The organism is Planctobacterium sp. R6, from assembly GCF_055755215.1.
On the sequence record NZ_JBVTQY010000002.1, the window covers coordinates 89,804 to 104,337 of the forward strand.

Annotated in this window: 12 protein-coding genes; 3 read left to right on the forward strand and 9 right to left on the reverse strand. The window is 45.5% G+C overall.

Annotation, left to right across the window (positions count from 1 at the left end):
- The first annotated feature begins 30 nt into the window (after positions 1–30).
- Both AC0J20_RS02205 and AC0J20_RS02210 read left to right on the forward strand, forming a co-directional pair.
- The gene (locus tag AC0J20_RS02205) at positions 31–735 is read left to right on the forward strand and encodes a hypothetical protein (RefSeq protein ID WP_229527771.1); all 705 of its coding nucleotides are present in this window, start codon (positions 31–33) and stop codon (positions 733–735) included.
- Positions 736–870: 135 nt separating this feature from the next.
- Positions 871–1,503: a hypothetical protein gene (locus AC0J20_RS02210; protein WP_473020441.1), complete on the forward strand. Its 633-nt coding sequence runs from the start codon at positions 871–873 to the stop codon at positions 1,501–1,503.
- A 1-nt stretch (position 1,504) separates the two neighbouring features.
- Here AC0J20_RS02210 and lpxH read toward each other — a convergent pair whose 3' ends face one another.
- Both lpxH and AC0J20_RS02220 read right to left on the reverse strand, forming a co-directional pair.
- Positions 1,505–2,242 (reverse strand): UDP-2,3-diacylglucosamine diphosphatase, encoded by a 738-nt coding sequence (gene lpxH / locus AC0J20_RS02215; RefSeq protein WP_473020442.1) that lies wholly within the window; start codon positions 2,240–2,242, stop codon positions 1,505–1,507.
- A gap of 93 nt (positions 2,243–2,335) precedes the next feature.
- Positions 2,336–2,827, reverse strand: coding sequence for a peptidylprolyl isomerase (locus tag AC0J20_RS02220; protein WP_473020443.1), 492 nt, complete (start codon positions 2,825–2,827; stop codon positions 2,336–2,338).
- 179 nt (positions 2,828–3,006) lie between these two features.
- Between AC0J20_RS02220 and cysS the strand changes: the two genes are divergently transcribed.
- Entirely contained in the window at positions 3,007–4,383 is a 1,377-nt protein-coding gene (cysS, locus tag AC0J20_RS02225) for a cysteine--tRNA ligase (RefSeq protein ID WP_473020444.1), read from the forward strand.
- A gap of 117 nt (positions 4,384–4,500) precedes the next feature.
- On the opposite strand, the gene AC0J20_RS02230 is transcribed toward cysS, so the two are convergent.
- The 7 genes from AC0J20_RS02230 to AC0J20_RS02260 all read right to left on the reverse strand — a co-directional run bounded on the left by AC0J20_RS02230 (position 4,501) and on the right by AC0J20_RS02260 (position 14,450).
- Entirely contained in the window at positions 4,501–6,963 is a 2,463-nt protein-coding gene (locus AC0J20_RS02230) for a S8 family serine peptidase (RefSeq protein WP_473020445.1), read from the reverse strand.
- Between the two features lie 652 nt (positions 6,964–7,615).
- Positions 7,616–9,343: an SLC13 family permease gene (locus AC0J20_RS02235; protein WP_229527766.1), complete on the reverse strand. Its 1,728-nt coding sequence runs from the start codon at positions 9,341–9,343 to the stop codon at positions 7,616–7,618.
- Between the two features lie 6 nt (positions 9,344–9,349).
- Positions 9,350–10,771, reverse strand: a complete 1,422-nt coding sequence (gene cysN / locus AC0J20_RS02240; protein ID WP_473020446.1) for a sulfate adenylyltransferase subunit CysN — start codon at positions 10,769–10,771, stop codon at positions 9,350–9,352.
- Positions 10,772–10,774: 3 nt separating this feature from the next.
- On the reverse strand, positions 10,775–11,575 hold the full coding sequence (gene cysQ / locus AC0J20_RS02245) for a 3'(2'),5'-bisphosphate nucleotidase CysQ (RefSeq protein ID WP_473020528.1): 801 nt from the start codon (positions 11,573–11,575) through the stop codon (positions 10,775–10,777).
- A 6-nt stretch (positions 11,576–11,581) separates the two neighbouring features.
- A complete protein-coding gene (gene cysC / locus AC0J20_RS02250; RefSeq protein WP_473020447.1) occupies positions 11,582–12,175 on the reverse strand; it encodes an adenylyl-sulfate kinase in 594 nt (197 codons plus the stop codon).
- Entirely contained in the window at positions 12,175–13,089 is a 915-nt protein-coding gene (cysD, locus tag AC0J20_RS02255) for a sulfate adenylyltransferase subunit CysD (protein ID WP_229527763.1), read from the reverse strand. Before cysD ends, cysC begins: the two co-directional genes overlap by 1 nt.
- Before the next feature lie 137 nt (positions 13,090–13,226).
- The gene (locus AC0J20_RS02260; RefSeq protein ID WP_229527762.1) at positions 13,227–14,450 is read right to left on the reverse strand and encodes an EAL and HDOD domain-containing protein; all 1,224 of its coding nucleotides are present in this window, start codon (positions 14,448–14,450) and stop codon (positions 13,227–13,229) included.
- Positions 14,451–14,534: the final 84 nt, after the last annotated feature.

Here is a 14,534-nt window from a genome sequence, read left to right on the forward strand (position 1 = left end):
TATCTTAGCCGAAACAATAAGAATAAATACATGCAACCCAGTATAAAAGAATCTCTGAAAAGTGGCGGAGAGCCCGAAAGTCAGCTGAATCTGCTATTAGACTACTTTAGGGACAACCCCGGTCTGATGTTGTCAGTAAGCTATTTGATGCTGACCTTATGCGGCATTTTTTACAGCGTAACCTTCTACAACGAATTTGGTATCAGCGTCCTCAAATTTGCCGATGTGGCTGACCTGATGGTAGTCGGGATCAGTGAGCCTGCAGCATTGGTCATGTTTAGTGGTGGGCTGGTGGTGGCCTGGGCGTTTGATTTGGTGTTGATATATTGCTACCCCATCCGACAAAAATGGCTCAAAGCCCCTCACAGTCTGAAACGCAGTATTATTCTGTTCTTTAATTATGTGCCAAAGTCGAGACAGGGCTTGTTGTTGGGGTTTGTGGTGATGTTTATGGTTTATGCACACCTGTTTGTTTCCCTGTACGCACAGTGGCGAAGCGGCGACATCAAAGCGTCCAAAGACGACTATGTCAACGTAAAGGCAGAGCAAATTAGTGCAAGTGATAAATTAAAACTATTGGGCTCAACCACCAACTATCTGTTTGTGTTTGATGTTGCCGCCAATCAATCGCTCATCATTCCTGTTGAAGCGGTAACGGTGATTTTACCTGCACCACCTGTACCTGAAATAAAAGCCAGCCTTGAAAAACAAACCAGCGACACGGCTGAAAAATAAGGCCGTGGTCAGGCTCAACCGGCCCGGTGAGCGTTGATAGTGTATGTCGGGTATAAATAACTCTGTCGGGTATTTATTTTTCTCGGATTTGTGTCATTCTTGTCGTCATAACTTTGTAGATACTGGTTTGTTCAGATGCGATTATTTGTGATCTTGTGTGCTCATTTTTTACTGCTTGCCTGTGCCAGTCATCGTGCAGACAACACAGCTGTGAATCCGACCGAAAAAACCAACACGAATGTTTGTGTTGGAGAGGTGACGGCTCCTGCCGTATTTGCCCCCATGTTATCCGAAATTGAAAATCCTGAGTTGGTAAAGCGCGCGCTGGGTGAGGATGATCTTGGTGGTTTGTGCCAGGCCAGGGCCTATCAGGTTAATCAGTCATTTGACGTTTACCGCGCCTGGAATAGTCAGAACCCGTTCAGCCAGTATGGCCATTGGTGGTCTTTTTCTATTCCTTCCGGAAAAATATCTGAGTATCGTACTCAGTATGCTATTTGTCCTAAATTTTCACCTTTAGACATGTTAGTGCGTTGTGCGTTACAGGAAGGCAGTGTCGTGGTGCTGGGAACCGGACAAAGTGCCGCTTGTAATGCTCACTTAACTTATCCCGTTTCCTCAACGGTGCAAATTTATATTCCGAACGCCAGTGAGGTAACCCAGTCCTGTCAGTCTTTTTATGGCGTATTTAGCTGGCAAAATGTCGATAAAAACCCAAAAACCAAAGCTGTAGTTGAAACACCATCCGAGGCCGATAACAGTTACTAAACTATGTGCCAAAGGGAATAGATAACAGCTCTGTGGATTCTGCTGTGACTTTTAACAGGCTGCCTTGTTCGTACCAGTCCCCTAAAACAATGCGCTTTGCCGGTGTTCCGCTGGTCGTTGAAATGTGATGAATGGCGGGTCTGTGGGTATGGCCATGAATCATGTGTGAAACATTAAAGCGCGCTAAATAGCTAAGCACTTCTTCCGGGGTAACATCCATGATGTCCTGAGTGAGTTGTTGCTGATTTTGTTTGCTGGTTTCCCGGCCTTTTCTGGCGATATTTCTGCGGGTTTTCAGCGGTAACGCTAACACCAGGCGGGGCCACCACCAGCCGCGCGCTTTGCGGCGAAACTTCTGATAGGCCAGATCTTTAGTGCATAACTCATCACCATGCAAAATTAAGGTTGCAGTGCCGTACAGGTCGATAACCTGCTGCTGGGGCAACAGTATCATACCGCTTTGTTCTGCATATTTTTTGCCCAGCAGGAAATCGCGATTGCCATGAATGAAATACACAGGCACGCCGCTGTCTTTGAGTGTCAGTAAGGCGTTAGCAATTGAGCGGGTGAAGGCGTTAGATTCATCGTCACCTATCCACACTTCAAACAAGTCACCCAAAATGTACAGGGCATCGGTGTTACCCGTATCGATTTGCTGCAGAAACTGCAGAAAACAATGGGTTATATCGGGTCTGGTTTCACTGAGGTGCAGGTCGGCAATAAAGAGTGTTTGATTCACGTTGGTATTCTGATTGTAGTGATACCGTTGCCGTTACATATTTCGTGGCAACGGTATTAATAGGGACAGGTTTGCTGCCCCAATGATTGAAGATTACTCAGCAACCGCTTTTTCAATGATAACGTCTTCAACAGGTACATCCTGATGATAACCGTTGTTACCGGTTTCAACGTTTTTAATTTTTTCAACTACGTCCATGCCTTCGACAACTTCGCCAAATACACAGTAGCCCCAGCCGTCACGGCTTTCGCTGCGGAAGTTAAGGAAGTCATTATCAGCCACATTGATAAAAAACTGTGCTGTCGCTGAATGGGGGTCCATAGTACGGGCCATGGCAATACTGCCTTTTTTGTTACTTAAGCCATTGTTCGCTTCATTTTCGATGGGATCTTTCGTGGTTTTTTCGCCCATGCCTGGTTCCATGCCACCACCCTGGATCATGAAGTTATTGATAACGCGATGGAAAATAGTGTTGTTATAGAAGCCATCATTTACATAAGACAAAAAGTTAGCGACTGTGTTGGGGGCTTTGTCTGCGTCCAGTTGAATCTTAATGACGCCGAAATTGGTGTGTAATGAAACCATATTTATTCCTGTTTATCACTGTTTGGTGTTTAGTCGCACAAGATGGAGACTAAAGCTGCAAAACTCAAGTTTAACAAACATTGTAATTCTTTGGGGATTTTCCTGAATTAAGTTGGAGCCAATGGTGGGCAGTGTTAAACTGCGCCACGCATAAATTAGGATTAAGGAACCCGCATTTCATGTTGCAAATATACAATACACTGACCCAAAAGAAAGAAGCCTTTAAACCGCTACAAGCAGGTAAAGTAGGCATGTACGTCTGCGGAATCACAGTGTATGACCTTTGTCACATGGGACACGCCCGCACCTATTTAAGTTTTGATTTGATGGTGCGTTATCTGCGCCACAAAGGGTATGAAGTTAACTATGTGCGTAACATTACCGACGTAGACGATAAAATTATCAAACGCGCCAATGAGCGTGGCGAAGATCTTGCGCAATTCACTGAGCAAACCATTGCGGAAATGCACAAAGATTTTGACAGTATTGGCCTGTTACCTGCGGATATAGAGCCGCGAGTGACCACTCATATGGATGAGATCATCGCGGTGATTCAGCGTTTGGTGGATAAAGGCCATGCCTATCAGGCTGACAACGGCGATGTCTTGTTTGAAGTGGGCACCTACAAAGAATATGGCAAGTTAGGTAAACAGGATCTGGAACAGCTGAACGCCGGTGCCCGGGTGGAAGTAGAAAGCTCAAAGCGCGCACCGCTGGATTTTGTGTTGTGGAAGATGGCTAAACCCGGAGAGCCGGGATGGGAATCTCCATGGGGAACCGGGCGACCAGGTTGGCACATTGAATGTTCTGCGATGAATCACAAACATTTGGGAGAGCACTTCGATATTCACGGCGGCGGCTCGGATTTGATATTCCCACATCATGAAAATGAGGTTGCTCAGTCTTGCTGTGCGTTTGATACACCTTACGTTAATACCTGGGTACATACCGGAATGGTGCAGGTAAATCAGGAAAAAATGTCTAAATCATTGGGCAACTTTTTTACATTGCGAGACGTGTTACAGCAATACGATGCTGAAACGTTGCGCTATTTCCTGATGTCGGCACATTATCGTTCACAGCTGAATTATTCAGAAGACAATATCAGGCAGGCTAAAGCCGGGTTAGAGCGTTTGTATACGGCATTACGCGGTGTCGAAATAACCGACACTACCGAGTGTGTGCAGAGTTACCTGGCAAAGTTCGATGCTGCTATGGATGACGACTTTAATACTCCTGAGGCTTTTGCGGTGTTGTTTGAACTGGCAAAAGATATTAATCGCGCACAAAGCGATACGGTAAAACAAAGTCTGGCGGCAACCCTGAAATTCCTTGGAAATGTGATGGGCTTTTTACAATTGTCACCTGAAATTTATTTGCAGGGTGGGGCTGGTAATGATGATGAGGCGGCAATGATTGAAGCACTTATCAAAAAGCGCAATGATGCCAGAGCAGCCAAAGACTGGGCGCAAGCTGATGCCGCCAGAGACGAGCTAAACGCGTTAAATGTGGTATTGGAAGATGGGCCTGGTGGTACTACCTGGCGCAGAGGATAGCACCTGAAAACAGCGCTCTGTTAAGCTAATACAAGAAAGCCGCGATATTGTTATCGCGGCTTTTTTCTATCCAAAAAAACGTCATCCTTGACGAGTTATCCAGGGGATGATTTTCCCTTACTGTACATCCCAGCTCAGCGTCACACCTGAGAAGGTGCGGTAGGCGCGGATGCTGATATGCCAGGTGTCTTGTCCTGGGTTTGTAAATGTACAGGTTTCGTTGTTACCTGATTCATAAGGACGGCAATCATAATTGCTGGTAGTTGGCTGTGCCCCTTTTCTTATGTACAGGTCAGCGTCACCAGTGCCACCAGAAATGCTGAAGTCAGCTGTGCTCATACCCGCTGGCATGTCAAAGGTGTAATGCAACCAGTTGTTACGAGAAGCAGACAGATCAGTCAACTCACCAGAGCTACCCTGACCACCGGAACCACCGCCACTGTTGTCAGTGAAACTACCGGTTAGTGAAGCGCCGCTGTAAGTTGAGTAGGCGTGAACCTTCACGTAGTAAGTACCCGTTTGTACGTTGCTGATGGTACAGCTTTCAGAGTTACCTGAGTTCCATGAACGGCAATCGTAACTAGACGTGCCTGGCTCAGAACCAAAGCTGACATACAAGTCGGCATCACCGCTACCACCAGACATAGTGAACTCTAAATCAGTGGCACCTGCCGGTACATCCAGAGTGAATACCTGCTCATCGTTCGTAGAACCAGAAAGACCAGTTACTGCAACTCCGTTAGTCAGTTCAGTTTCACCTGAACCACCACCTGAGCCGCCGCCAGAGCCAGTACAGTTTGCCGCCATATAGTCAGAAGCCGCTTTAGTCTGAACCAGACCCCATCCGGTGCGATTGTCCCGACCTGAAGAATCCAGATCCAGGGCAGTTTGCTTCAAAGCATTACGAACTTCGGTTGCACTACAGGTAGGATTGTTGCTCCATGCCAGTGCCGCTACCCCTGCAACATGTGGTGTTGCCATAGACGTACCGTTGTAATACGCATAATCCGTGTTGCCACGAACTTCCAGGGTTGCGTTGCTGCCAACGTTAGCCAGTAAGCTTTGACCTAATGCGCGGTTTACCGACACTGTTGGCATGTCGACTGCACTGTTACCATCAACCAGGAAAGGATTTTGTAAGCCCGGGCGAGCCGAGTTACTGTATACGATAACACCTTCAGCACCAGCGTTGGCACAGGCTTCGGCGGGATCGATTTCCGGATAGTTAGAGCCAGATTGGTTCTCATAACGCTCGGCAATACAGATTTTGCCTGACATATTGCCACAACTATAGTTACCGGCGCTCATGCTACAACTGGCCAGTTCGCCAGATACAGTGCCATTTACGTTTGTAATAACGTAGTTACCACCTTGTTGTACATAACGCGATTGCGGCAGGACGCGGTCATCACCGGTGGTCGAACCGTTATAAGTGATAAAGCCCTGACGGCCATCACCCACGCCCACAGTAGATAAAATTGCCTCACCCGGACCTGACAGTTCTACCTGAGAGGTGTACTGAGAAAACTCAGCGTGCAGACCAGATTCGTCAACGGCAGCAACAGAGACAACCGCATCGTACGATGCAGGGTAGGAATGAGTCGAGTCGCCATCGTTACCGGCAGCAGCAATTAACAACATACCGTCATTTTCAAAAGCCTGCATGGCATTGCTTTCTGAAGTGGTAGAGCTTGGGCCACCCAGTGACATGTTAACCACCTGAGCACCAGCCGTTTGACAATCGTCAATGGCATCAACCAGGTCACTACTGTAAGCCCAGCCAGACGCGGTGAATACTTTGATTATGTGCAGATTGACATTGGTGTTAGGTAACACACCGACAACGCCTTCATTATTATTAACTGCGGCAATGGTTCCGGCAACGTGAGTACCGTGCGAGCCACCTGGTGTTGACCATTGACCAGTACCACTGTCGTTAGTACCAGAGGCATTATTAGCTGCAAGATCCGGATTAGTGATATCGTAACCTGAATCAATAATACAAACTGTCGTGTTACTTGCGCTTGCGTCGCTTACCTGGTCGGCCTGTACGTTAGCAATACCCCAGGGAGAGTTTTCAGCCATTGGCCAACGTTTAGGGTTCTTCTCCGCTCTTGAGGCATAAGCTGAGCTGGCTAATTTTGAAGTGATAAAATCAACATCATTAACATGCAATTCAGCAGGCAGCTTTAAAACGACACTGTCCTGTCCGTGACTTTTTACAAAAGAGAGTGGGGTTCCTGCTCTGAAAGCAAAATCCATCATAATTTTCTGACCGCGATCAGCAAGGCTGGTCTCACCGGTACGGTTGGTTTCCTTACTCATAGTATTGCTGGTTTCGCCAGCCATCTTTAACGCAGTAACGTCATTTGAGCTACGAAGCTTAACGACGATTTGGTCAGTAGTATCAGCGTACTTTTGTCTTTTTTGTTCTGCACGCCATTGCGCAAAACCGGTGGGTTTTGCGTTTTGGTCATGGGCTGATGCTTTTTGCTCTGCAACTGTCATTGGTGCTGCATGAGCTGTTGCGCCAAGAGTGGCGGCGCAAAGCAAAGCAACCGTAGTTTTATTGAATTTCATTATTGTTGTTTCCTTAAACACTTGTTGTTTTTTGTACGAAAATAACACCCCGAATCTTTTTAGATTTTTCTGACTGATCAGACCTGATGTCCGGGTAAATTAATTTCGAACAAAGTTTTTATCACTGTGAAAATGCACTGTAAATAGAATGAAGGAATGGGAAGAATAAACACCTAAATATTTCTGTTGTTTTTCTGAATTAAGTGGGAGACGTTGTGTTTGTTGGTCTGCAGGATTTTTAAAAGATTAAAAAAAGTAAGCTTATGTAAATAAAAGATTACAAAATTAGTCATAATGTAATCAAATGTAATTCAAATTATTTGGAAACGACACTAAAAAATAACATTATCAGGTAGATTTTTGTCCGGATATTTTTGTCGGAGCTATTTATATCTGCGGCCTGCGAGTGTCTTTGATTACGCTTTGTGCAATTTAATGGTGGGTTTACAGGATTTGGCTTGAATTGCTACCGGGAGGTTTATTTCCGCAGGAACTGGATTTATGTAATAAAGCTACAGAATAGTTGTTTTTTACAAAAGTATCTGCATTGGCGTTCGGGTTGGTGATGTTGGTTTAGTGCCACTTAGATTGCACTAACGAGCATTTTTTTGTACAAGACTTCGCGTTGAACAGTCATTAAACCTGGGATCTGTTAAAAGCCATATTGAAGCTTTAACATAAACAGCACAATGGCAGAAAAGCAGACCGAGATAGGGAACCCTATTTTGACAAAATCTCTGAACCGATATTCGCCGGCACTAAAAACCAGCAAGTTGGTTTGGTAGCCCCAGGGTGAGATAAAGCTGGCACTGGCGGCAAAGGCCACTGCCAGAGCAAAGGGCATGATGGGTAAATTCATTGCCGCACTGATCCCCCAGGCAAATGGAAACATCAGGGCTGCAGCCGCATTGTTAGTGACTAGTTCGGTTAATAACAGGGTACACAGATACACAGTAACCAGCACGGCAAATGGTGATGCATTCAGCAACAGTGGTTGCAGTGCCTCTGTGAACAAATCTATCGTGCCGGTACTTTCTAGGGCACTGGAAAGAGACAGAGCACTGACGATAACGATTATCAAATTGGTGGGTAAGCTGCGTTTTAGTTCATTGCTGGTGACTACCTTAGTTAGCACCAAGGTTACCAGTAAAAAAATAAGGGTGAGTTCTAACGCTAATATATTAAAGGCGGCCAATGCGACAGAGAGTAAAAATCCTCCGACAGCGAGAATATCTTGCCAGCCATCCAGCTTCTTTTCTACCTTCAATTCGTTGAGTAAAAAGAAGTTATTGTTCAGATTGGGGCGGGTTTTAAAGTCTGCTCCTGTGGCTAACAGTAGAAAATCACCGGCTTTGAGTTTGATTTCCCCCAGCTTACCACTGAGCCTTTCACCGTCTCGTCGAACACCCATTACCGCGGCGTCAAACATAGAGCGGAAACCCACAGATTTAAGCGTTTTTCCTATTATTGGTGCGCGGTTAGTAATAATAACCTCTGTGAGATTTTCTCTTAACAGGCCGTTACTGTCTGCAAAAAAACTCAATCCGGGCAAGTGATCAAGACTGTCAACACGTTCAATATTGCCCGAAAATATTAATTTGTCACCGGCCTGAATCATGGTTTCCGGATGCACCGGACTGATTAACTGCCGTTTTCGTACAATTTCCACTAAAAATAGTTCGGGCAGGTTTCTGAGGTGATTGTCCTCGATGGTTTTCCCCACCAGTGGCGAATCTTCCTCAACTTTTGCCTCAATGATGTAGTTTTTAAACTCATTTGCTCTGGGCTCAAGCTCAGGCAAGAGCTTTTGGAGCAGGAAAATGAGCACACAACAGGTTAATCCGGCGGTTAATCCATACAGTGTAAAGTCCCAGAACTGAAATCCTGGTTGCCCATGTTCAATTAAAAAGCTGTCTACGATCAGATTCGTCGAAGTGCCTATCAGCGTAACTGTGCCACCTAAAATAGCCGCATAAGACAAGGGAATGAGCAAGCGGGAAGGGGCGATATGCTGGTTGTGAATCAATGGGCCGGTCAGGGTTGCAACCACGGCAGTATTGTTGAGAATGGCTGAGCTAAAAAAGGATATTACGATGACTTTTATAGTTGAAAGACGCTTGTTTGCTGTGATGAGCTTGCGCGCCAGCGTTTTCATAACCCGGGATTTATCTACGCCAATACTGACCAATAGTAAAAGCACCAGAATAACCAGTCCTTTGTTACTCAGGTTACCCAGTACATTACTCATAGATAATGTCCCTGTGATTAACAGGGACATTGTCGCCAGGGTAAAAATAAGGCTGGGACTTCGACTCGAAAATACCAGTCCCAAAATGGTACTCAGGAATATGCCAAGTACCAGTATTTGATTTAACTCCATATCACCTTATTTTTTGAGTTGCGAGATATCAATTGCCTGCCAATGAGGGAAATGTTTGCGCACTAAAGCATTAAACTCAAGCTCAAATTCGGAAAAGTCCTGCGAATCGGCGCTTTTTTGAGATTCATTGGCTTTAATTATCATCCCGGATCCCACTGTGGCGTTTGAGATACGATCAATAACAATAAAGGCACCGGTGGCGCGATTTAGGGTATAAGGGTCTGCAGCCACTGATTCGGTTAATTTGAGTTGTACTTCGGCAATTTCATTTAACTCCAGGTGTACAGCGTCACTCTTTTCCAGGGTATTAACATCAATTTTGTGTTCAATGGATGAAATACTACCCGTTACTTTTTTCGTTGCAAACTTAATCGCATACTGCTTGTTAGGCATTAAGGCTTCTTCAGCCATCCACACCAGATGCGCTGTGTAGGTGTCAGAATTCAGCGGTTGATTGTCGGATTTGACGATCATGTCTCCGCGGGAAATATCAATTTCGTCTTCTAACGTCAGGGTGACGGCTTGCGGCGTGTGAGCATATTGTAAATCGCCATCAAACGTTACAACGGATTTCACCTTCGATGTTTTACCGGATGGCAGTGCCGTAATCTGGTCGCCAATCTTAATTTCACCGGATACGATAGTACCTGCAAATCCTCTGAAATTAAGGTTTGGACGCGTTACATACTGTACCGGAAAGCGGAAGTCTTCTTTGTTTTTATTGCGGTCAATTTCGATAGTTTCGAGGATTTGCATCAATGGCGCACCCTGATACCAACTCAGATGTTCGGAAGGGTTAACGACATTGTCGCCATTGAGGGCCGAAATAGGCACAAAGTTGACGTCTTCAAAGGCCAGATCTTTCGAGAAGGCCTTAAAATCAGAACGGATCTTTTCGAACACGTCTTGTCTGTAATCCATCAAATCCATCTTGTTGATGGCAACCACAATATTTTTGATGCCCAGTAGCGAAACCAGGAAAGAGTGACGTTTAGTCTGAACCTGAACGCCGTGTCTGGCATCTACCAAAATGATAGCCAGATCACAGGTGGAAGCGCCTGTTACCATGTTGCGGGTATATTGTTCGTGCCCGGGCGTATCCGCAATGATGAATTTGCGCTTATCCGTAGAAAAATAACGGTAGGCAACATCAATGGTAATACCTTGCTCTCGTTCCGATTGCAGACCATCTACCAGTAATGCAAGGTCAACCTTTTCACCGGTTGTTCCCACTTTTTTACTGTCTTTAACAACGGCGGCAAGTTGATCCTCATAGATCATTTTGGAGTCGTGCAGCAGGCGACCAATTAAAGTGCTCTTACCATCATCGACGCTACCGCAGGTTAAAAATCGAAGCAGGTCTTTTTGCTCATGTTGTTCAAGATACGCTAATACATCTTTTTGAAGTAATTCGTTTTCGTTATGCATCGTTTATGCACTCACTAAAAAATAGGGGTTTAAAACAGATTCTTTTTGGTTGTAGAGCAACTCGTCTCCGGAGTCTTGCCAGATGCCAGCATCATTTTGCTGCATCAGAGTTACCTTACCACCGGCCGCATTCACGACCGCATGTGCTGCGGCAGTATCCCACTCAGAGGTTGGGCCAAGGCGAGGGTACAGGTGTGCTTTACCTTCGGCCACCAAACATAATTTCAATGAACTCCCCATTGCGACCAGTTCGCTGTCTTTGCCCAGCGCTTCCAGAAACCCTGCAATTTCGGGGCTTTGGTGAGAACGGCTACCAACCACTTTGAGTTGTTGCGCCTGTGTTGAATTAGCCGGTTGCAACGCATTTCGGCTCTTGTCGCTGTGCTCTTTAAAACAGCTACCACCAATAACGCCGGCATAAATCTCGTTAATGGCAGGGGCGTTAACTACACCAAGCACCGGACTTCCCTGGTGTATCAGGGCAATGTTCACGGTGAATTCACCATTCTTTTTAATAAACTCTTTTGTGCCGTCTAACGGATCTACCAGCCAATAAGTTTGCCAGGTTTGTCTTTCCTGCCAACTGATATCCGCTGATTCTTCGGACAGTATGGGGTAGTCTGAAATGTCAGCCAGACGCTGCACAATAATCTTATGAGCAGCCAAATCCGCCTCAGTCAACGGGCTTTCATCGGATTTTTCGTAGATAGAGAAGTCTTTCTGATAAATTTCCATAATGGCGTCACCCGCTGAACGGGTGATATCAATCACGGGCTCCAGGAGTGTGTCTAATTGTTCAGAAATACTCACTTAAATAAATCCTTTTTGCAGTAATTGTTGGTATAAGTCTTCGGTCACGGCTTCTGCAGTTTGGTCGCTAACTTTCAGGTGAATCTCCGGAGAAAGCGGTGCTTCGTAAGGGCTATCCAATCCGGTAAAGTGTTTGATATCACCGGCACGGGCTTTTTTATAGAGTCCCTTGGGATCGCGTTGTTCACAGATCTCAAGTGGCACATCTACGAATACTTCTACAAATTCCTGTGTGTCCAGTAATTCCCGGCAGAAAGCGCGATCAGCTTTGAAAGGTGAGATAAAGGCGGTAAGTACAATTTGCCCGGCGTCTACAAATAACTTCACCACTTCACTGATACGGCGAATATTCTCCACCCGGTCTTTGTCTGAAAAACCCAGGTCACCACATAAACCATGACGAATATTGTCACCGTCCAGTAGATAGGTGTGTTTTCCTTCAGCCTGTAACTTTTGTTCCAGCAACCCGGCTAACGTGGATTTGCCTGAACCACTTAACCCGGTAAACCAAATGGCCAAGGGCTTTTGCTTATTCTGTTTTGCTCTGCTGTTTTTATCAACTTTGTGCTCGTGCCACACGATATCGCGACTCATCAGAAATAACCCTCCATTTTTTTCTTCTCCATTGAACCGGCAGAATCATGGTCGATAACCCGGCCTTGTCTTTCCGACGTTTTGGTCAACAGCATTTCCTGAATAACTTCCGGTAATGTGCTGGCAGTCGATTCGACTGCGCCGGTAAGGGGGTAACAACCCAGGGTACGGAATCGCACCGAAAGCATTTGAGGTTCTTCACCCTCAAGTAACGGCATACGTTCATCGTCTACCATAATTTTAACGCCGTCTCGTTCCACAACCGGTCTGGGTTTGGCCAGATACAAACTGGGGATATCAATATTTTCCATGTAGATGTATTGCCAGATATCCAGCTCGGTCCAGTTTGACATGGGGAATACCCGAATGCTTTCGCCCTTGTTTATCTGAGCGTTGTAAATGTTCCACAGCTCCGGACGCTGGTTTTTCGGGTCCCAACGGTGATTTTTGTCACGGAAGGAAAAAACCCTTTCTTTGGCGCGAGATTTTTCTTCATCCCGGCGAGCACCCCCAAATGCGGCATCAAACTGGTACTTGTCCAGGGCCTGCTTTAACGCCTGCGTTTTCATGATGTCAGTGTATTTGGCACTGCCATGGGTGAAGGGCGTTACTTTGTTGTCTGCCCCTTCAGGGTTGGTATAACTGATCAGTTCGAAACCATACTTTTCAGCCATTCTGTCCCGAAATTCGATCATTTCCTTAAATTTCCACGTGGTATTAACGTGCATCAAAGGAAAGGGGATTTTTCCGGGGGCAAAGGCTTTACGGGCCAAATGCAATAGTACCGAGGAGTCTTTGCCGACCGAATAGAGCATGACAGGGTTTTCAAACTCTGCGGCTACTTCACGGAAAATATGAATACTCTCAGCCTCAAGTTGTCTGAGGTGAGTTAAAGAAGGAATTTGTGATGACATATTGAGCCTAAAAAATTCTAGCTTATAACTAATATATTAAAGAATTATATGCTTAGAACTTTAACACAATATGACAGGTTAAAATATGATTTTTTGGACTAATTCAATCCCAAAAATAATAAGATACACATTCTGAGCTACTTCGAAAACTCAGCTCTTTCTGTTGCCCAGGTTTGCGCTTCCACAAAACTGTTGGCTGTGCGATCTGAATCGGCATTGATCTTCATGGAAATAAAGTAGGCTTCTTCCCATTCTGCTTTCTCATAGCGACGAACCAGATTGATATAGTCAGCCATCAGTCCTTCGCCTTTAATCAGTGCCGTTTTTATCGATTCGGCTAACGGAAGCTTCTCTAAAAGTTCTTCAATGCTGGTGTCCAGCATCGCATCTAAAAGCGACAGCAGTCCCACCAAAAAGGCGGATGACTTATCCACTTTTTGTCCTGGTAGGGCGGCAATGGACTCGCAAAACCGTGCCCGGGTGAGAGACATCACCGTCAGTTCATGCGGCTTGTCAGTTTTAAATTGTGCGGTAAACATCAGGGAAACAAAGCGACGTAATTCTTGCAGACCGATGGCCACAATAGCCTGTTTAATGTTGCTGACTTCCTGCTGGGTACGGTTAAACAAGGAAGATTGCGCGTACTTGAGCAGCTTAAATGACATGTTGACGTCAATTTCGAAAGCACGCGTAATTTTATTAATGTTTGGCTCTTCTTCGGCCATTTCTGACATGAGTTGCGCCAGTGCTAACTGAGAAGGTTGCAGCGAGTAACCTTTCAATACTTCAGGTTTACTGAAAAAGTACCCCTGGAAATAGGAAAACCCTAAGTCGACCGCTGTCTGATAATCTTCGTGGGTTTCTACTTTTTCCGCCAACAACTTAATTTGCGGGTATTCTTCAATCGCCGTTATGACTTCTTTGATTTCATCAACCGTCATGGCTTGCCAGTCAATTTTTATAATATCGGTATAGGGATAAAAGTGTTTCCAGACGGGCTCATGGACATAATCGTCCAGTGCCACTATGTAGCCCTGTTCTTTGATCTCTTTAACGGCAGCCAGCAGTTTCTTACCGGGTCTGACGGTTTCCAGCACTTCTACAACCACTTGATCATTGGGCAAGAGCAGTGGGTAACGGTCGATTAGCGTATCGTGGGTGAAGTTGATAAAGGCCAGCTTATTTTGGGTTAAGGTATCCAGTCCCAAATTGGTTTGCAGGCCATCAATCATTTTTGAGGTGGCCTCATTTTCACATACGTCTGGAAATACATTTTTCAGACTTTCCCTGAACAAGAGTTCATAGGCATATACAGATTTATTTATATCCAAGATGGGCTGGCGTGCTGCATAAAATGCCATGCTTTTGGTCCTTTATCCGGCTGTCATACGCTAACCCTGCAACAGGGGAATTTAATGGTCGCCACGGTTGCAGGTGATTTCATT